The organism is Amycolatopsis sp. NPDC101161 (genome assembly GCF_044768185.1).
GTDB lineage: Bacteria > Actinomycetota > Actinomycetes > Mycobacteriales > Pseudonocardiaceae > Amycolatopsis.
Genome location: NZ_JBIWPI010000007.1, coordinates 485,035 through 502,846 on the forward strand (window position 1 = coordinate 485,035; position 17,812 = coordinate 502,846).

Here is a 17,812-nt window from a genome sequence, read left to right on the forward strand (position 1 = left end):
AATGGCCGCCCCCGAACAAGCCGCGGTGCTCGTCGACCCCGACGAGCACCGCGGCGGGACCGGCACCGCCCGGTTCGTGCTCACCAAGATCCTCGAAGCGGTCGTCAGCGTCGTGCTGGTGGTCGTGCTGTTCTTCTTCCTCTTCCGGATGCTGCCGGGCGACCCGGTCGCGGCGATGACCCGCGACCGCGCCACCAGCCCCCAGCAGATCGCCGAGCTCCGCGAGAAGATGGGCGTCGACAAGCCCGTCCTCGTCCAGTTCGGCACCTACTTCTGGAACCTGCTGCACGGCGACCTCGGCGAGTCCCGGCTGCTCAACAACGGCCGCCCGGTCGCCGACATGATCGGCGAACGCCTCTGGCCGACCATCCTGCTCGTCGGCAGCGCGACCGTCCTCGCCGTGCTCATCGGGCTGTGGCTGGGCATCCGCGCCGCCTGGCGCCGCGACAGCTTCTTCGACCGCGCCCAGACCGGGATCGCGCTGACCCTCTGGTCGGTCCCGCAGTTCTGGCTCGGCCTGATGCTGCTCGTGGTGACCAACGGCCTGTTCCCCAGCCGCGGCATGCACTCCCCGGACGCCGCGCCCGACGTCCTCTCCCAGACCCTCGACGTCCTGCACCACCTGGTGCTGCCGTGCGTGACGCTGCTGGCGGTGTTCTACGCCCAGTACATGCTCATCATGCGGTCGTCGCTGCTGGGGGAGATGAACGCCGACTACCTCACCACCGCCCGCGCCAAGGGCCTGCGCGACGACCTCGTCCGCAAGCGGCACGCCGTTCCGAACGCCCTGCTGCCGACCACCACGCTGGTGTTCATGCAGTTCGGCCAGGTCGTCGCCGGCGCGGTCACCGTCGAGGCCGTGTTCAGCTGGCCCGGCCTCGGCCAGCTCACCTACGACGCCCTGCACGGACCCGACCTGCCGGTGCTCCAAGGCGTGTTCACCGTGCTGGCCAGCGCCGTGGTGCTGATGAACCTGCTCGCGGAGCTGCTCTACCGCGTGCTCGACCCGAGGGTGCGTACCTCATGACCACCGCCGAGACACCCCGGCAGATCGCCTGGCACCGCCGGCGCGCCGCGATCGCTCGGACCTGGCGGGAGTTCGCCGCCCAGCGCGCCGCGCTCGTCGGGCTGGTCCTGCTCGGCGCCACCGTCGTCGTCGCGCTGCTGCTGCCGCTGATCAGCGACCAGAGCGGCCTCGACGTCACCAAGGCCACCGGCGAGCCGCTCAGCCCGCCCAGCGGCGACTTCTGGCTCGGCACCGACAACTTCGGCCGCTCGGTGCTGCTCATGACCGTCTGGGGCACCCGGATCTCCCTGCTCGTCGGGTTCTCCGCGGCGCTGCTGTCGGTCGTCATCGGCACGCTGATCGGCATCGCCGCCGCGCACTTCGGCGGCTGGGTGTCGGCGGCGCTGCTGCGGTTCACCGACTTCTTCCTGGTCCTGCCTTCGCTGATCCTCGCGATCGCGCTCTCGGCGGTGCTGCCCAAGGGCGTCGGCACGATCATCCTCGCCATCGGCTTCACCGCCTGGCCCAGCACCGCCCGGCTGGTCCGGGCGCAGACGCTGACCATCGAAAGCCGCCCCTACATCGAGCGCGCCCACGCCCTCGGCGGCGGCCACCTGCACGTCATCGGCAAGCACGTCCTGCCCGGCGTGATGCCCCTGGTCCTGGCCAACACGACGCTGGTGGTCGGCAACGCCGTCATCGCCGACGCGACCCTGTCGTTCCTCGGCGTCGGCGACCCCAACTCCGTCACCTGGGGCCTGGTGCTCGAAAGCGCGCTCAACAACGGCGCCATCAGCCGCGGCGCCTGGTGGAACGTGCTCCCGCCGGGCATCGCGATCGTCCTCGTCGTCCTCTTCTTCACCCTGGTCGGCCGGGGCCTGGAGACCGTGTTCAACCCGAGGTTGAAGAAGTGACCACCCCGCTGCTGCAGCTCAAGGACCTCAACGTCACCTACGCGGTGGGCGACCAGGAGGTGCCCGCCGTCCGCGGCGTCGACCTGTCCCTCGACCCCGGCGGCACCCTCGGGGTCGCCGGCGAATCCGGCTCGGGCAAGTCCACCGTCGCGATGAGCGTGCTGCGGCTGCTGCCGCGCACGGCGAAGATCACCGGCGAGATCGTCCTCGACGGCGAAGACGTCACCGCCATGAAGTGGGGCCGCCTGCGCGCGGTCCGCTGGGCCGAGGCGTCGGTGGTCTTCCAGGGCGCCATGCACGCGCTCAACCCCGTCCGCAAGATCGGCGAGCAGATCGCCGAGCCGCTGCGGCTGCACCCGCCCGCGGCGGGGGCGCTCACCGACGCCCAGGTCGACGCCCGCGTCGCCGAGCTGCTCACCCAGGTCGACCTGCCCCCGAGCCGCGCCGGCGCCTACCCGCACGAGCTGTCGGGCGGGCAGAAGCAGCGCGTCATGATCGCCATGGCCCTGGCCTGCTCGCCCCGGCTGATCATCGCCGACGAGCCGACCACCGCCCTCGACGTCATCGTCCAGGCCCAGGTCCTCGCCCTGCTCTCGAGGCTGGTCGCCGAGCAGGACATCGGCCTGATCATGATCAGCCACGACCTGTCCGTGCTCGCCTCGACCTGCGAGCGCATCGCCGTCATGTACGACGGGCAGATCGTCGAGGAAGGCCCCAGCGCCGAGGTGATGGGAGCCCCGAAGCACGAGCACACCCGGGCGCTGGCCGCGGCGTTCCCGACCGTCGGCGACCCGGTGTCCCGCTTCGCCCCGGCGACCAGCAACCCGCTCCCGCCCGAACCCGCGGACCGCGTGGTGGGCGGCGAGCCGCTGCTGGCCGCGGAGAACCTGCGGGTGTCCTTCCGCGACCGCACCGGCAAGCGCATCGACGCCGTCGCCGGCGTCGACCTCACGGTGTCGCGCGACGAGATCGTCGCCCTGGTCGGCCAGTCCGGCTCCGGCAAGACGACGCTCGCCCGCACGCTGCTCGGCCTGCAGAAACCCGACTCCGGCGTGGTCCGCTACGCCGGCCAGCCGGTCCCGGCCTCCGGCGCGGGCCTCAAGGCCTACCGGCGGCAGGTCCAGCTGGTGCTGCAGGACCCGACGAGCGCGCTCAACCCGGCGCACACGGTGTACGAGGCCGTCGCCGAAGGCCCGCGGATCCACAAGCTCACCGACGAGCGCGCGGTCGTCCACCGGGCCCTGGAGGCCGCGGAGCTGCGGCCGGCGGAGAAGTACGCCGACCGGCTCCCGCACCAGCTCTCCGGCGGCCAGCGCCAGCGCGTCGTCATCGCCGGTGCTCTCGCACTCGAGCCGTCGGTGGTGGTGGCCGACGAACCGGTCGCGTCGCTGGACGCCTCCGTGCGCGGCGAGATCCTCGGGCTGCTGCTGCGGCTGCGGCGCGAGCTCGGCCTCGCCGCCCTGGTGATCACCCACGACCTCGGCCTGGCCTGGAACATCGCCGACCGCGTCGCCGTGATGTACCGCGGCGAGCTCGTCGAAACCGGGACGGTGGAACAGGTCCTGCTCGACCCGCGCCACGAGTACACGAAGTCCCTGCTGGCCGCCTTGCCCGGCGGTACGGCCCAGCGCCGCAGCGTAGAAACCTGACACTGCGGGAACCCCGCGCGAGCGCGGTGTGTAATCTCCGAACGGAAATGGCGACCACCACCGACCCCACACAGACGCCCTCGGCCGGACTGGCCGAGCGGCTCCGCGTGCCTTCGCGATTCCCGTACCGCACGATCGCGATGGGCACGGTCGGCAGCACCCTGCTCATGCTCGCCGCCTTCGGCGCCGGCGGCATCCTGATCAAGGACCCCGTGCTCGGCCACGGCCCGCTCTCGTGGATCCGCTACGGCCACGGGCGCATGCTCGCCAACGCCGTCCTCTACACCGGGTTCGGCCTCGTCGTGTGGGCGTGGGTCCGGCTCGGCCGCTACGTGCTGGCCGGGCGCATCGGCAGCCGCCCGATCCTGGTCGCCGCCGGGTGCTGGATGGCGCCGCTGCTCATCTCGCCGCCGCTGTTCACCCGCGACGTCTTCTCCTACCTCGGCCAGGGCGCCCAGCTGCTCTACGGGCTCGACCCGTACGCCAACGGCCCCGCCGAGCTCGACGTGCTGCCGAACGTCGTGCAGAACGTCCACCCGCTCTGGCAGACCACACCGGCGCCGTACGGGCCGCTGTTCCTGCTCATCTCCAAGGGCGTCGTCGCCACCACCGGCGACAACATGATCCTCGGCGTCATCCTCATGCGCGTCGTGCTGCTCGCCGGCCTCGCCGGGACGCTGTGGGCGCTCCCGCGGCTGGTCAAGCACCTCGGCGGCAAGCTCCCGGTCGCGCTGTGGCTCGCGGTGGCCAGCCCGATGATGGTGATCCACCTCTTCGGCGGCCCGCACAACGACCTGATGATGCTCGCGTTCCTCACCACCGGCGTCCTGGCCGCCCTGGAACGCAAGCACGTCGTCGCGGTCGTCCTGGTCACGATCGGCATGCTGATCAAGCCGACGGCGGCGATCGCGCTGCCGTTCATCGTCTGGATCTGGGCCAACCACCTGCCCGGTGAGTCCAAGGTCCGCAACTTCCTGCGCGCCGGCGCGGCCTCGGTCGGGCTGTTCCTGCCGGTGTTCGTGGCCGGCACGTGGATCTCGCTGGGCTCGCTGAACATGGGCTGGTGGTCCGGGCTCAAGGCCCCGCAGCTCATCGCGAACTGGCTGAACATCCCCACCGGCATCGGCGAGGTGTTCTACAACCTGGTCCACCTGGTGGTGGACGTCCAGGTGTCGCCGTTCGTGACGGTCGCCCGCGCGGCGGGCATGCTCGTGCTGATCGCCTTCGGCATCCGCCAGTGGTGGCTCGGCCGCGGCGGCGGCACGGAGGCGGTCTACCGGGCGGGCATCTCCCTGCTGGCGGTGGCGATCCTCATGCCGCCCACCCTGCCGTGGTACCTGACCTGGGGTTTCGTGCTCCTGTCGGCGTTCAAGTGGCAGCCCCGCCACCTGGCGCTGGTGGTGGCGGTCTCGGTGTTCGTGACGCTGGTGTACTACCCGACGGGCGAGCAGGCCCTCTACGACTGGTGGTTCATCGCGCTCGTGGTGGTGGCGAGCCTGTACTCGGCGGCGTCGCTGTTGCGGCCGGACCCGCTGGGCATCATCGACGCGTGGCGCCGCCCGGAGAAGTTCCTCCGCGACTGACGCTCACGAGCCCGTCCAGCCGCTCCACGTGTGCACCTCCGTGAGCACCACCGCGTGCTCCGGCGGCCGCTCGACGTACTGCTCGTACTTCGCCACCAGCCACGCCACCGGCTCCGCACCCGGCGCCAGCACCCGCGCCGAGCCGTCCGCGCGGGCCCACCACAGCCGTGACCAGTCCTCGTCGTAGCCGTCGGTCAGGAAGCACACCGCCGGGTTCTCCTCGATGTTGCGCAGCCGCCGCAAGGCGACGGACGACTTCGGCTTGTGGTCCACCGCGAACACCACCTGATCGCCCCGCACCGCGAACGTCACCGGCACCAGGTGCGGCACCCCCGCCGCCGACACCGTCGCCAGCCGCGCCACCCGCGCGGCGGCGAACCGGGCGCGGGCCTCCGAAGCCGGGAGCTTCACGTCAGCGCCGGGGCGTCGAACGTCAACGTCCCCAGGTCCGCGTCCAGCGTCACCGGCACCCCCAGCGGCAACGTCGGCGACGACGCCACGTGCCCGAACCCGAACTCCTCCACCATCGGCACCCCCAACGGCCCCAGCCGGTCCAGCAGCAGCGCCCGCACCTCCGCCGGGTCACCGCACGCCGCCCACGAACCCAGCACGATCCCGCGGACCCCGGCGAACCAGCCACTGCGCAGCAGCTGCGTCAGCATCCGGTCCAGCCGGTACACGCTCTCCGTGACGTCCTCCAGCAGCACCACCGCGTCCCGCGCCGACCCCTGCTCCGGCGTCCCGATCCCGGCCGCCAGCAGCGACAGGTTCCCGCCCGTCAGCACGCCCGACGCCCGGCCCGGCACCAGCACCGAACCGCCGCGCACCACCACGTTCAGCTCCGGTTCGAACAGCGACCGCCGCAGGTGCTCGACCGCGAAGTCGTCGAAGAGCACGCTCGCCGGCATCGGGGAGAACAAAGTGGACAGTCCCAAGTGGACGCCCACGGCCCGGTGCAGCGCCGTGATGTCCGACGACCCGGCCAGCACCTTCGGACCCGCTTCGCGCAACGCCGCCCAGTCCACCAGGTCCAGCATCCGCTGCACGCCGTAGCCACCGCGCGCCGCGAGCACGCACCGCACACCCGGGTCCAGCCATGCTTCGGTGAACTCCGCCGCCCGCGCCGCGTCCGAACCGGACAGGTACGGCGGCGTCCCCGGCTCGGCCCGCACGCACGGCCCGACCCGCAGCTCGACACCCCAGCCGCGCAGCACCGGCACCGCCTTCTCCAGCAGGTCCGCCGGCACCGGCCCGGCCGGCGCCACCAGCGCCACCGTGTCGCCCGCCCGCAACCGAGGCGGCCTCACCGCGACAGCTCCAGCTTCGCGACACCCGGCGTCTCGAACCCGAGCACCTGGCCGTAGAACGACAGCTCCGCCTCCAAGGCCGCGATGATCGTCGACGCCTGCCGGAACCCGTGTTGCTCGCCGGGGAACCGCTGGTAGGCGTACGGGATCCCGCGTCCTTCCAGCCCCGCGACGAACCGGTCCGCCTGCTCCGGCGGGCAGATCTTGTCCTCCAGGCCCTGCTGGAACAGGACCGGCCCGGCCAGCGCCGCCGAGTTCGCCAGCGGCGACCGTTCGACGTACCGCTGCCGCGCCGAGGGCAGCGGGCCGATCAGCCCGTCCAGGTACCGCGACTCGAAGTCGTGCGTGTCGCCTTCGGTGCCGGTCCACCCGGCCAGGTCCAGCACCGGGTACATCACCGTGCCCGCCCGGTAGGTCTTCGTCGTCGTCAGCGACGCCGCCGCGGTGAACCCGCCCGCGCTGCCGCCGCGGATCGCCAGCCGGTCGCGGTCGGCCAGCCCTGCCGACACCAGTGCGTCGGCCACCGCGACGCAGTCGGCGACGTCGACCACGCCCCACTGCTCCCGCAGCCGCTCCCGGTAGGCGCGCCCGAAGCCGGTCGACCCGCCGTAGTTCACCGCCGCCACGGCGATGCCCCGGCTGGTGAAGTACGCCAGCTCCAGGTCGACCACCGGCAGGTATTGCCCGGTCGGCCCGCCGTGGACGTGCACCAGCAACGGCGGCCGCTCGCCCTCGGGCGCCGCGAACTCCGGGTTCGCCGGCAGGTACAGCACCACCGGCACGGTCTCGCCGTCGGCGGTGGTGAAGACCCGTTCCTGCGGCACCGGCAAGTACGCCGACGGCAGCTCCGGCTGCGGCGTCATGTCCGTGACCTCGCCGTCCAGCGAAACGGACACCACCGCCGGCTCCCGCAGCGGACCACCCGCGACCCCGGCGACCTCGTCGCCCAGAACCGCCAGCGACGTCGACGACCACGCGGTCAGCTCGTCCGCGACCGGGGTCACCGAGCCGTCCGCCTCGTCGAGCACGGCCAGCCGCCCCGACACCAGCACCGCGTGCCGCCCGCCGCCGAGCGGCGCGAACCACCGCGACCCCGCCTTCCACAGCGGCCCGCCCAGCTCCCGCTCCACCGGCGCCAGGTTCACCACCGACCCGTCCAGCCCGACGCGGTGCAGGTTCCACCAGCCGTCCGGGTCCAGCAGCGCCAGCAGTGACGCCGGCGTCTCCCACTCGACCTGGCACACCGCGACGTCGGCACCGCCGGCCAGCACGCGGTGCGGCCCGAAGGACCCGTCTTCGGCGATAGGCGCCACGCACAGCTCGGTCCCGTCCCACGGCATCGCAGGGTGGTCCCAGCCGAACCACGCCGCGTGCCGCCCGTCCGGCGACAGCTTCGGCACGGTCAGGAAGTGGTGGCTCGCGGCCAGCACCCGTTCGCCACCGCCGTCGAGCGCGATCGCCACCAGGTCCCGCGCTACGTCGGTCGGGCGCGGCCCGACACCGCGCTCGCGCACCGCCCACACCTCACCCGGCCGCCCGGCCCGCAGGTCGCCGTAACGGACGCCCTGGGGCTCCGCGGGCTCGGGTGTCAGCGGCGCCACACCGGTTTCGCTGAGCGCGTAAACGCGCTGATCGGCCCAGTGCGTGAAGACCACCACACCATCGGCGACCGCCCACGGCCGCCCGCCGTATTCGTGCAGCCGGTTGCGGACGTTCCACGGCGCCGGCAGCACGTCCTCGGTGCCGCCGGGACCGGCCTTCACCAGGGCGACCCGGCCCTGCTCACCGGGCCGCGCCTCGGCCCACCACACCTCGCCCCTGACGACGTCGAGCCACTGCGGGCCGCCACCGGCGGCGGCCACCTCGGCGGCGGTGATGGGCGAGGACCAGGTTCCGTACGGGGAGATCCGAGACACCCCCAGAGGCTAGCGGCCCGCGAAGGTGGGGCGGCGGATGCCGATCATGCGCCCGTGGCCTAGGGTCGACAGTGCTATGTCTCGCGTAATCCACGTCTTCCGCCAGCCGGATCGGTTCGTCGCCGGCACCGTCGGCGAGCCCGGCGATCGCACGTTCTACCTCCAGGCTTCCGAGGACGTGCGCACCATCAGCGTCACCATCGAAAAGCAGCAGGTCGTCGTCCTCGCCGAACGCCTCAGCTCACTGCTCGAGGAGGTCGCCAGCCGCTTCGGCGCCGACGTCCCCGACGACGTCCCCGAGGACCTCGTCGACGTCGACCCCCTCACCGTGCCGGTCGAGGAGGAGTTCCGCGTCGGCACCATGGGCCTGGGCTGGGACGCCGACAGCAGCGCCGTCGTCATCGAGCTGCTCGCCATCACCGAGGGCGAGGTCGACGAAACGGTCGTGCTGGACGACACCGAGGAGGGCCCGGACGCCGTCCGCGTCTTCCTCAGCCCGGCCGCCGCCCGCGCCTTCGCCGAGCGCGCCGACCGCGTCGTCAACGCCGGCCGCAAGCCGTGCCCGCTGTGCGGGGAGCCGCTCGACCCGGCCGGGCACATCTGCCCCCGGCAGAACGGCTACCGGCGCGAGACCGAGGCGGACGAAGACTGACCATGGCCACGACCCCCGATCCGGCCGACCCGGCGTCCCGCGAGCTGGTCACCCACGGCCGCATCGACGTCGAAGGCCGCCTGGTCGACGCCTCCAACGTCACGCTCTTCTGCGCCATCGAGCTCGACGGCATCACCGGCCAGGTCGTGTACAAGCCGGTGTCGGGGGAGCGGCCGCTGTGGGACTTCCCCGACGGCACCCTCGCCGGGCGCGAGGTCGCGACCGCGATCATCAGCGACTCGGCCGGCATCGGCGCGATCCCGCCGACCGTGCTGCGCGACGGCCCGTTCGGCCCCGGCATGGTCCAGCTGTGGATCGAGACCACCGAAGACGACCTCGTCGAAGTCCTCCCGCCCGACGAGGTCCCCGACGGCTGGCGGCCGGTGCTGCACGCCCACGACCGGCTCGGCGAGCCCGCGGTGCTGGCCCACGCCGACCACGCCGGGCTGCGCGACCTCGCCGTGCTCGACATCGTCGTCAACAACACCGACCGCAAGGGCGGGCACCTGCTGCCGGGCGTCGACGGCCGCGTGTACGGCGTCGACCACGGCATCTGCCTGCACACCGACCCGAAGCTGCGAACCGTGCTGTGGGGCTGGATCGGCGAGCCCGTGCCGCCGGACACCGTCGAGAAGCTGCGCAAGCTGCGGTCGGAGCTCGACGGCGGCCTCGGCAAGACGTTGTCGGAGCACATCACCAAGTTCGAGGTCCGTGCTCTGGCCGAGCGCACCGACCTGCTGCTGACCGAGGGGATCTTCCCCGAACCGGGCGACGACTGGCGCGCCATCCCGTGGCCGCTGTTCTGATCGATCCGGCCGCCCGCGCGCGGCTGGTCGCCCGTTTCGGCGCCGAGCTGGCCGACCCGTGGTGCGACGCGCTCCCCGACCTCGTCGCGCGCCTGACCGCGAAGTGGGGACTCGAGGTCCGCGAAGCACGTCCCGGCAACTCCGGCCGCACGCTGCTGTGCACCGGCCCCGGCGGCGACCTGCAGGTCCTGAAACTCACGCCGGATCCCGAGGTCGCCCACCTGGAGTTCGCCGGGTTGCGGGCTTGGGCGGGGTGCTCCCACGCGGTGCAAGTTCTCGACGCCGACCTCGGCGCCGGCGCCATGCTGCTCGAAGGCCTGGTCCCGGGCACCGAACTGCGCGGGCGGGAGGTCCCGTGGCCGGAGATCGGTGCGCTGCTGACCGAGCTGCACAGCGTCGCACCCCCGCCCGACCTGCCGCCGCTGACCGACCGCGTGACCTTCATGTTCGACATCACCGAGCGCACCGTTCCGGGCTCTCCGGCCGCGGAGTACCTGACTCCCGAGCTCCTCGCGAGGGCCCGGAGCCGCGCCCTCGCCCTGGCCGACGGCGGGCCGGTCGCGGTCGTGCACGGCGATCTGCACCCGGGCAACGTCCTCGACGCCGGCCCCCGCCGTGGCGTGGTGGCCATCGACCCGCGCCCGAGCGTCGGCGACCCGGCCTTCGACCTCGCCGACTGGCTCTACCTGCCCCTGGCCGCCGGCGCCACGCTCGAAGACGGCATCGACGCCCTCCGCCCGCACCTGCCCGGTCTCGACGCCGAACGAGCCCTCGCGTGGTGCGCCGCCCTGGCCCCGCTGGCCGCCCACCCGCCGCTGCGCCGTCGCGAGCACACGCCGTTCACCGATGCCCTGCTGGAGATGGCGCGCTGACCGGCGTGGCATGACCCACCCGGGTCCCGATCACCACTAGGTTGCCTGGTCGTGCGCTCCCACTCGTATGACGACGTGCTCGCCGGCCCGCGCCGCAAGAAGGTGCCCGAAGTCCCCGCCGAACCCGGCCTGGTCGTCGAGGACCCGGCCAGCGGCTACTGCGGCGCGGTGGTGAAGATCGAGTACGGGAACGTCGTGCTCGAGGACGCCAAGGGCCGCCACCGCGTGTTCCCGCTCGCCCCCGCCGGGTTCCTGCTGGAAGGCAAGCCGGTCACGCTCGTGCCGTACCGCGCCCCGGCCACAGCCCCGGCCCGGCAGGTCTCCGCGTCCGGCTCGGTGAAGGTGCAGGGCCTCAAGGCCCGCGTCGCCCGCGACTCGCGCATCTGGGTGGAGGGCAAGCACGACGCCGAGCTGGTCGAACGCGTCTGGGGCCACGACCTGCGCGTCGAAGGCGTCGTCGTGGAACCCCTCGACGGCGTCGACGTCCTGGCCGAGCGGATCGCCGAGTTCGGCACCGGACCCGGCCGCCGCCTCGGCGTCCTGGTCGACCACCTCGTGCCCGGCAGCAAGGAGTCCCGGCTCGTCGAGGCCGTCCGCGACGAGAACGTGCTGGTCACCGGCCACCCCTACATCGACGTCTGGGAAGCCGTGCGGCCCGCCGCCGTCGGCATCAGGGCGTGGCCGAAGATCCCGCGCGGCACCGAGTGGAAGCAGGGGATCTGCGACGCGCTCGGCTGGGGGCAACCTTACGAGGGCTGGCAACGTGTCCTGAGCGGGGTGAGCAGTTTCCGCGACCTCGAGACCCCGCTCATCGGGGCCGTGGAGCGGCTCATCGACTTCGTCACCGAGCCGACGGAAGAGGACTGAATGTCCGAATTGTCCAAGGTCACGCGTAGGTCACGTCGAGTCACGGTGCCGGTGCGAACCGGCACGATCTGAGAGCATGAAGCCATGTCCTGGGCACTGGTCTGGTTGATCGTCGGCATCGCCCTGATGATCGCCGAAGTCGTCTCCGGCGACTTCGTGCTGATCATGCTGGGCGTCGGCGCGCTGTTCGGCGCCGGGGCCGACGTGCTCACCGGGAACCTCTTCGTCGACGTCGTCGTGTTCGCCGTCGCCTCCGTCGGCATGCTCGCGCTGGTCCGGCCCGCGCTGAAGCGCCGCTTCCTCGCCGGGCCGACCCACCACACCGGCATCGACGCGCTGATCGGCGCCCGAGCCGTCGTCGTGTCCACAGTGGACTTCGAGGCCGGGCAGGTGAAGCTGGCCGGCGACGTCTGGTCCGCGCGCAGCCTGTCGGAACACCATCCACCGATCGAGCCCGGCACGCCGGTCACGGTCGTCGAGATCTCCGGCGCCACCGCCGTCGTGTCGGCCGAGCCGTGAGCCTGGGGCTCGTCGTCGTTCCCGAAGGCCGGGCCGCGGTGATCGAACGCGGCGGGCGGTTCCGCGCCGTGCTCGGCCCCGGCCGGCACTTCGTGCTGCCGTTCGCCGACACCGTCCGGGCGCGCGTCGACCTCGGCGACCAGGTCCTGTCGGCGCCGCCGCGCGTCATCGAGGCGGGCGACGGTCGGGAGGTCCTCATCGGATTCGAGGTCGTCTTCGCCGTCACCGATCCGCGGCTGGCGACCTACGGGATCAGCAACCCGGCGATCGCGATCGAACAGCTGACGACGACGGCGCTGCGGCAGGAAGCGAGCCTGACCACGGCCGAGCGCGCCGTCACCGCACCGGCGGAGCTGCACCGTACAGTGTGGACGGTCCTGCACGACACCACGGGCCGCTGGGGAATCGAAACCCGGGAGCTGAAGCTCGAGGTGAGCCCGCCCGCGTCGCCCGGAAAACCGTCAACCGCGCAAGAATGGTACTAGGTAAGGGGAAGATCTCTTGACCACCACAGTGATCATCGTGGTCGTCTTATTGGCTCTCTTCGTGATCATCACGGTGGCCAAGGCGATCATGGTCGTGCCGCAGGCGCAGTCGGCGGTGATCGAGCGGCTGGGCCGGTTCCGCACGGTGGCCTCGCCCGGGCTGACCTTCCTGGTGCCGTTCCTGGACAAGGTGCGCGCCCGGATCGACCTGCGCGAGCAGGTCGTCTCGTTCCCGCCGCAGCCGGTGATCACCGAGGACAACCTGACGGTGTCGATCGACACCGTCGTGTACTTCCAGGTGACCGACTCCCGCGCCGCGGTGTACGAGATCTCCAACTACATCGTCGGTGTCGAGCAGCTGACCACCACCACCCTGCGCAACGTGGTCGGTGGCATGAGCCTCGAGCAGACGCTGACCTCGCGCGACTCGATCAACACGCAGCTGCGCGGCGTGCTCGACGAGGCGACCGGCCGCTGGGGCATCCGCGTCGGCCGCGTCGAGCTCAAGGCGATCGACCCGCCGCCCTCCATCCAGGACTCGATGGAGAAGCAGATGCGCGCCGACCGTGAGAAGCGCGCCATGATCCTCACCGCGGAAGGCCAGCGGGAGTCCGCGATCAAGACCGCGGAAGGCCAGAAGCAGAGCCAGATCCTCTCCGCCGAGGGTGCCCGCCAGGCCACCATCCTCGCGGCCGAGGCCGAGCGGCAGTCCCGCATCCTGCGGGCCCAGGGTGAGCGCGCCGCGCGGTACCTGCAGGCGCAGGGCCAGGCGAAGGCGATCGAGAAGGTGTTCGCCGCGATCAAGGCCGGCCGCCCGACGCCGGAGGTGCTGGCCTACCAGTACCTGCAGACGCTGCCGCAGATGGCGCAGGGCGACGCGAACAAGGTCTGGATGATCCCGAGCGACTACGGCAAGGCCCTCGAAGGCTTCGCCCGCGCGCTCGGCGCTCCCGGCGACGACGGCGTGTTCCGCTACGAGCCGCCGAAGGACGACGCCGTGCCGGACAAGGTCGACCTCGAGGACGAAGAGGTCGCCAGCTGGTTCGAGACGAAGAGCGACCCGAAGGTCGCCGAGGCCGTCGCGGCCGCGGAAGCCGTGGCGCGCCAGGAGGTTCCGGCCCTCGGCACGCCGACGGCCCCGCCCGCGCGGCCGTCGATCCCGCGTCCGGTGCAGCAGCAGCCCGAGCCCGAGGCGGACGACGAGCGCGGCACCGAGGTCGCCCCGGCCCCGCAGCAGCCGCAGCCCCTGCAGAACCCGCCCACCCCGCAGAGCGGCCAGCCGCTCCCGCAGCCGCAGCAGCCGGCCGGACCGCCCCAGGGCGGCCAGTACCAGGGCCCGCCGCCGCAGTCCCCGCCGCCGGGCCAGTTCGGCGGCCCGCAGAACCCGGGCAGCGGCCCGTTCCCGCAGCAGCCCCCGTTCGGCGGCCCGCGCCGCTGACGCGTCCGTGAAAAGGGCCCGCTCACCGGAACTCGGTGGGCGGGCCCTTTTTCACGGGTTCAGCGCTGGTAGACGGTCACGTCGTCGATGTCGGCCTTCGACCGGTCCCGCAGGAAGATCACGCACAGCACCGTGACCACCGCCGACAGGACGATGTAGCCCGAGATCGAGTACGGCGTCCCGGTGGTGTGCAGCAGCCACGTCGCCAGCAGCGGCGCCGGGCCGCCCGCGAACACCGACGCCAGCTGGTAGCCCAGGCCCGCGCCGCCGTAGCGCAGGTGCGTCGGGAAGCTTTCGCCGATCAGCGCCGCCTGCGGCCCGTACTGCAGCGCGTGCGGGATGAACGACACGACGACCGCGACGAACACCAGCGCGTGGCTGCCGTGCGCCAGGATCGTGAAGTACGGGAACGCGATCACGGCGGTGAACACCGCACCCGTCAGGTACACCCGCTTGCGCCCGACGCGGTCCGACAGCGACGAGAAGAACGGGATCAGCGCGAGCTCGCAGGCGGCGCCGACGAGGACCGCGTTGAGCACGAACGTCTTGCTGAAGTCGTGCCGCGACACGACGTAGATCAGCACGTAGCTGGTGAACAAGTAGAACGGCATCTGCTCGCTGAAGCGCACCCCGGCCGAGAGCAGGATTTCGCGCCAGTGGTGGCGGATCGCGTCGAGCACCGGCGTCCGCGCGGTCTGCCGGCTCTCGATCAGCTTCGCGAACATCGGCGTCTCGAGGATCTTCAGCCGGATCACCAGGCCGACCGCGACCAGGATGAGGCTGGCCAGGAACGGCAGCCGCCAGCCCCAGGAGTCGAACGCGGCGGGGGAGAGGGTCGCCGACAGCAGCGTCATCCCGCCCGTGCCGAGCACCAGCCCGACCGGGACGCCGATCTGCGCGAAACTGGCCAGCAGCCCACGTTTGCGCTGGTCGCCCCACTCCATCGCGAGCAGGACCGAGCCGCTCCACTCGCCACCGATGGCGATGCCCTGGACCAGCCGCAGCAGCACCAGCAGCAGCGGCGCGGCGAACCCGATCGCCGACGTCCCGGGCAGCATCCCGACGACGCCGGAGGAGATGCCCATCAGCAGCAGCGTGACGATCAGCGTGGCCTTGCGGCCGATCCGGTCGCCCCAGTGCCCGAAGATCGCGGCGCCGACCGGGCGGGCGGCGAACCCGACCGCGTAGGTCGCGAAGGACTGCATGGCGCCCGCGTAGGCACTCGACGCGGGGAAGAACAGGTGCGGGAAGACCAGCGCCGCCGCGGTGTTGTAGAGGAAGAAGTCGTACCACTCGATGGTCGTGCCGATCGCGCTCGCCAGCGCCGCACGCCGTACTTGCGTCTTCCCGGACTTGCTGTCCGGTTCCACCTTGTGAGTGACGCTGTTATCGCCCAACACCATCTCGCAACACCTCCGGTGACCGATGTCACACAACAGTGTGACGCCCGTCGACGGTTTCGGCGATCGATGGCCGCCATCTCGTCCGACCGACGGGGAACAAAGTGCAGATTCTGCAACTTTGCAGATTCGGCAAGTTCCGCTACGGTGGAGCCATGGACGCCAAAGGCCTGCGTGAGCGCAAGAAGCACGAGACGCGCATCGCGCTGAGCTGGGCGGCCATCCGGCTCACGGTTGAACGCGGCTACGACAACGTCCGGATCGAAGACATCGCCGCCGAAGCCGGGGTCTCCACCCGGACGTTCAGCAACTACTTCGGCAGCAAGGGCGAAGCCATCGTCGCCCGTCACCACGACCGGGCTCGCTCCATCGCCGAGGCGCTGCGGCAGCGCCCGGCGGGAGAGCCGATCTGGACGGCCATCACCGAGGCCGCACTGGCCGGGTTCGCCCTCGGCACTCCGATGACCGAAGGGCGGCCGCCGGAGCAGTCGTGGGTCGAAGGCCTCCGGCTGATGGTCGCGGAACCCGCTCTGCAGGGCGAGTTCCAGAAGGCGGGCGCGGCGGCCGAAGCCGAAATCGCGCTCGTCGTCGCCGAACGCACCGGCACCGACCCGGCCACGGACGTCTACCCGCGGCTCGTCGCGGGTGTCGTCGGTGCCGCGCTCAACGCCGCCACGCAGCAGTGGCTGCTGGCCGACCGGCCGCAGTCGATGGCAGACGCCCTTCGGGACGTCTTCGGCCGGCTCGCCGCCGGTCTGCCCGAACCGCGCTGACCCCGCTCCACTCCACGCCCGGCTGGGGTCGCCGGGCTGGTTCGTCATGCCCTTTTCGCTCCACACCGAGGAGTTTCGTCATGGAAGACGTCATCATCGCGGGCGCCGGGCCCAACGGCCTGATGCTCGCCTGCGAGCTCGCCCTCGCCGGCATCCGCCCGCTCGTGCTGGAGCGGCTGCCCGAGCCGACCGAGGAGAACCGCGCCAACGGCCTGGTCGGCCAGGTCGTGCGCCTGCTCGACCGCCGCGGCCTGCACGAGCGGCTCGCCGGCCCGATCGGGCCGCCCGTCCCCGCGTTCGTCTTCGGCGCGATGCGCCTGGACCTGACGCTGCCCGAGCACAACTCGCTGCACATCCTCGGTGTGCCGCAGCGGCGGGTCGCGGCGATGCTCGCCGAACGCGCCGCCGAGCTGGGGGTCGAGATCCGCCGGGGGCACGAGGTCACCGGCCTGACCCAGGACGCCGACGCCGTCACGATCGACTTCACCGGGCCGGAAGGACCGGGCCGGCTCACCTCCCGGTACCTCGTCGGCGCCGACGGCGGGCGCAGCGTCACCCGCAAGCTCGCCGGCATCGGCTTCCCCGGCGTCACCGAGGACCGCACGCTCTCCCGCACCGCGAACGCGACCGTGCCGGCGGAGTTCGTCGACCCGGCGTCCGGCGGGCTGACCGTGCCCGGCCACGGCGTGATCCCGCCGTTCTTCCACTACCGCACCGAAACCGGGCTCTTCGTGTACGCGCCGTTCCCCGCCGGGCCGCTCGTCACGACGATGGAGTGGACCGACGACGAAGAACCCGCCGACGAGCCGGCGATGACGCTCGAGGAGCAGCGCGCGAGCATCGAGCGCGTGCTGGGCTTCGACCTGCCGATCGGGCCGCCGCAGGGCGAGGGGCCGCACCTGCTGCGGCGGCTGCGCGGGCGCAACACCCGGCTGGCCGACCGGTTCCGCGAGGGCCGCGTCCTGCTGGTCGGCGACGCCGCGCACGTCCACTCCGCGATCGGTGGCCCCGGCCTGAACCTCGGGCTGCAGGACGCCGTCGCCCTCGGCTGGAAGCTCGCCGCGCAGCTGCACGGCTGGGCGCCGGCCGGCCTGCTCGACACCTACGAGAGCGAGCGCCGTCCGGTCGCCGAGCGCGTCGTCATGCACACGCAGGCCCAGTCCGCGCTGATCGCGCCCGGCGGCGACGTCACGGCGCTGCGGGAGCTGTTCGGTGAGCTGCTGCGGCTGCCGAGCACCGTGCGGCACATCGCCGACCTGATGTCCGGCGCCGACGTGCGCTACGAACCCGGCACCGAGCACCCGCTCGACGGCTGCTGGGCCCCGGACCTGGTGCTGGCCGACGGTACCCGGCTGGCCGAGCTGACCCGGACGGCCCGGCCGTTGCTGCTGGACTTCACCGGCTCGCTGGGCGGGGAGCTGCGCGGCTGGACCGAGCGCGTCGACCTCGTCGGCGGTCAGGCGGACGTGGCCGCGACCGCGTTGCTGATCCGTCCCGACGGGTACGTCGCCTGGGCGACCAGCACGGCCGAGCCCGGCGACACCGAGCGGAAGGCGCTTCGGACAGCCCTCGAACGGTGGTTCGGCACCCCAGTTGACATGTAGGAGATCTCCTACGTATTGTCG

At 72.2% G+C, this 17,812-nt stretch carries 17 protein-coding genes; 13 read left to right on the forward strand and 4 right to left on the reverse strand.

Translation table 11 applies throughout. The annotated features are described in order from the left end of the window. The first annotated feature begins 1 nt into the window (after position 1). From ACIRSS_RS44895 to mptB, 4 genes are read left to right on the forward strand one after another with little or no spacing between them, the layout of a single operon-like run. On the forward strand, positions 2-1,027 hold the full coding sequence (locus ACIRSS_RS44895) for an ABC transporter permease (RefSeq protein WP_400906968.1): 1,026 nt from the start codon (positions 2-4) through the stop codon (positions 1,025-1,027). Beyond that, positions 1,024-1,920: an ABC transporter permease gene (locus ACIRSS_RS44900; RefSeq protein ID WP_400906971.1), complete on the forward strand. Its 897-nt coding sequence runs from the start codon at positions 1,024-1,026 to the stop codon at positions 1,918-1,920. The genes ACIRSS_RS44895 and ACIRSS_RS44900 overlap by 4 nt, the downstream gene beginning before the upstream one ends. Then, positions 1,917-3,569, forward strand: coding sequence for a nickel ABC transporter ATP-binding protein NikE (nikE, locus tag ACIRSS_RS44905; protein ID WP_400906974.1), 1,653 nt, complete (start codon positions 1,917-1,919; stop codon positions 3,567-3,569). Before ACIRSS_RS44900 ends, nikE begins: the two co-directional genes overlap by 4 nt. Positions 3,570-3,616: 47 nt before the next feature. Further along, positions 3,617-5,152 carry a polyprenol phosphomannose-dependent alpha 1,6 mannosyltransferase MptB gene (gene mptB / locus ACIRSS_RS44910; RefSeq protein WP_400906977.1) on the forward strand — a complete coding sequence of 512 codons (1,536 nt, stop codon included), beginning with the start codon at positions 3,617-3,619 and terminating at the stop codon, positions 5,150-5,152. Between the two features lie 3 nt (positions 5,153-5,155). Here the strand turns inward: mptB and ACIRSS_RS44915 are convergent, their stop codons facing one another. From ACIRSS_RS44915 to ACIRSS_RS44925, 3 genes are read right to left on the reverse strand one after another with little or no spacing between them, the layout of a single operon-like run. Next, on the reverse strand, positions 5,156-5,563 hold the full coding sequence (locus tag ACIRSS_RS44915) for a TIGR03668 family PPOX class F420-dependent oxidoreductase (RefSeq protein WP_400906979.1): 408 nt from the start codon (positions 5,561-5,563) through the stop codon (positions 5,156-5,158). After that, complete coding sequence (locus ACIRSS_RS44920) at positions 5,560-6,459, reverse strand: LD-carboxypeptidase (RefSeq protein WP_400906981.1); 900 nt, start codon at positions 6,457-6,459, stop codon at positions 5,560-5,562. Before ACIRSS_RS44920 ends, ACIRSS_RS44915 begins: the two co-directional genes overlap by 4 nt. Next, the gene (locus ACIRSS_RS44925; RefSeq protein WP_400906983.1) at positions 6,456-8,375 is read right to left on the reverse strand and encodes a prolyl oligopeptidase family serine peptidase; all 1,920 of its coding nucleotides are present in this window, start codon (positions 8,373-8,375) and stop codon (positions 6,456-6,458) included. Before ACIRSS_RS44925 ends, ACIRSS_RS44920 begins: the two co-directional genes overlap by 4 nt. 76 nt (positions 8,376-8,451) lie before the next feature. Between ACIRSS_RS44925 and ACIRSS_RS44930 the strand changes: the two genes are divergently transcribed. The 7 genes from ACIRSS_RS44930 (at position 8,452) to ACIRSS_RS44960 (ending at position 14,014) form a co-directional block, all read left to right on the forward strand. Continuing rightward, the gene (locus ACIRSS_RS44930) at positions 8,452-9,027 is read left to right on the forward strand and encodes a DUF3090 domain-containing protein (RefSeq protein ID WP_400906985.1); all 576 of its coding nucleotides are present in this window, start codon (positions 8,452-8,454) and stop codon (positions 9,025-9,027) included. 2 nt (positions 9,028-9,029) lie between these two features. Beyond that, positions 9,030-9,833 carry an SCO1664 family protein gene (locus ACIRSS_RS44935; protein ID WP_400906987.1) on the forward strand — a complete coding sequence of 268 codons (804 nt, stop codon included), beginning with the start codon at positions 9,030-9,032 and terminating at the stop codon, positions 9,831-9,833. Next, entirely contained in the window at positions 9,818-10,705 is an 888-nt protein-coding gene (locus ACIRSS_RS44940) for an aminoglycoside phosphotransferase family protein (protein ID WP_400906990.1), read from the forward strand. Before ACIRSS_RS44935 ends, ACIRSS_RS44940 begins: the two co-directional genes overlap by 16 nt. 51 nt (positions 10,706-10,756) lie before the next feature. Beyond that, complete coding sequence (locus tag ACIRSS_RS44945) at positions 10,757-11,572, forward strand: DUF3097 domain-containing protein (protein ID WP_400906993.1); 816 nt, start codon at positions 10,757-10,759, stop codon at positions 11,570-11,572. Positions 11,573-11,656: 84 nt separating this feature from the next. Continuing rightward, complete coding sequence (locus ACIRSS_RS44950; protein ID WP_400906996.1) at positions 11,657-12,091, forward strand: NfeD family protein; 435 nt, start codon at positions 11,657-11,659, stop codon at positions 12,089-12,091. Next, positions 12,088-12,576: an SPFH domain-containing protein gene (locus ACIRSS_RS44955; RefSeq protein WP_400906998.1), complete on the forward strand. Its 489-nt coding sequence runs from the start codon at positions 12,088-12,090 to the stop codon at positions 12,574-12,576. Before ACIRSS_RS44950 ends, ACIRSS_RS44955 begins: the two co-directional genes overlap by 4 nt. 88 nt (positions 12,577-12,664) lie before the next feature. Beyond that, positions 12,665-14,014 carry an SPFH domain-containing protein gene (locus tag ACIRSS_RS44960; protein WP_400907810.1) on the forward strand — a complete coding sequence of 450 codons (1,350 nt, stop codon included), beginning with the start codon at positions 12,665-12,667 and terminating at the stop codon, positions 14,012-14,014. A gap of 59 nt (positions 14,015-14,073) precedes the next feature. Here ACIRSS_RS44960 and ACIRSS_RS44965 read toward each other — a convergent pair whose 3' ends face one another. Further along, positions 14,074-15,417: an MFS transporter gene (locus ACIRSS_RS44965; RefSeq protein ID WP_400907001.1), complete on the reverse strand. Its 1,344-nt coding sequence runs from the start codon at positions 15,415-15,417 to the stop codon at positions 14,074-14,076. 152 nt (positions 15,418-15,569) lie between these two features. On the opposite strand from ACIRSS_RS44965, the gene ACIRSS_RS44970 reads away from it, so the two are divergent. Beyond that, positions 15,570-16,187, forward strand: a complete 618-nt coding sequence (locus ACIRSS_RS44970) for a TetR family transcriptional regulator (protein WP_400907004.1) — start codon at positions 15,570-15,572, stop codon at positions 16,185-16,187. A gap of 80 nt (positions 16,188-16,267) precedes the next feature. Then, entirely contained in the window at positions 16,268-17,791 is a 1,524-nt protein-coding gene (locus ACIRSS_RS44975; RefSeq protein ID WP_400907007.1) for an FAD-dependent monooxygenase, read from the forward strand. Positions 17,792-17,812: the final 21 nt, after the last annotated feature.

What these genes read in the sequence shown, in the direction of transcription:
- ACIRSS_RS44930 (WP_400906985.1), top strand. Translation starts at nt 8,452, where the DNA reads ATGTCTCGCGTAATCCACGTCTTCCGCCAGCCGGATCGGTTCGTCGCC.
- ACIRSS_RS44900 (WP_400906971.1), top strand. Translation starts at nt 1,024, where the DNA reads ATGACCACCGCCGAGACACCCCGGCAGATCGCCTGGCACCGCCGGCGC.
- ACIRSS_RS44935 (WP_400906987.1), top strand. Translation starts at nt 9,030, where the DNA reads ATGGCCACGACCCCCGATCCGGCCGACCCGGCGTCCCGCGAGCTGGTC.
- ACIRSS_RS44970 (WP_400907004.1), top strand. Translation starts at nt 15,570, where the DNA reads ATGGACGCCAAAGGCCTGCGTGAGCGCAAGAAGCACGAGACGCGCATC.
- ACIRSS_RS44960 (WP_400907810.1), top strand. Translation starts at nt 12,665, where the DNA reads ATGGTCGTGCCGCAGGCGCAGTCGGCGGTGATCGAGCGGCTGGGCCGG.
- ACIRSS_RS44950 (WP_400906996.1), top strand. Translation starts at nt 11,657, where the DNA reads ATGTCCTGGGCACTGGTCTGGTTGATCGTCGGCATCGCCCTGATGATC.
- ACIRSS_RS44895 (WP_400906968.1), top strand. Translation starts at nt 2, where the DNA reads ATGGCCGCCCCCGAACAAGCCGCGGTGCTCGTCGACCCCGACGAGCAC.
- ACIRSS_RS44975 (WP_400907007.1), top strand. Translation starts at nt 16,268, where the DNA reads ATGGAAGACGTCATCATCGCGGGCGCCGGGCCCAACGGCCTGATGCTC.
- mptB (WP_400906977.1), top strand. Translation starts at nt 3,617, where the DNA reads ATGGCGACCACCACCGACCCCACACAGACGCCCTCGGCCGGACTGGCC.
- ACIRSS_RS44965 (WP_400907001.1), bottom strand. Translation starts at nt 15,417, where the DNA reads ATGGTGTTGGGCGATAACAGCGTCACTCACAAGGTGGAACCGGACAGC.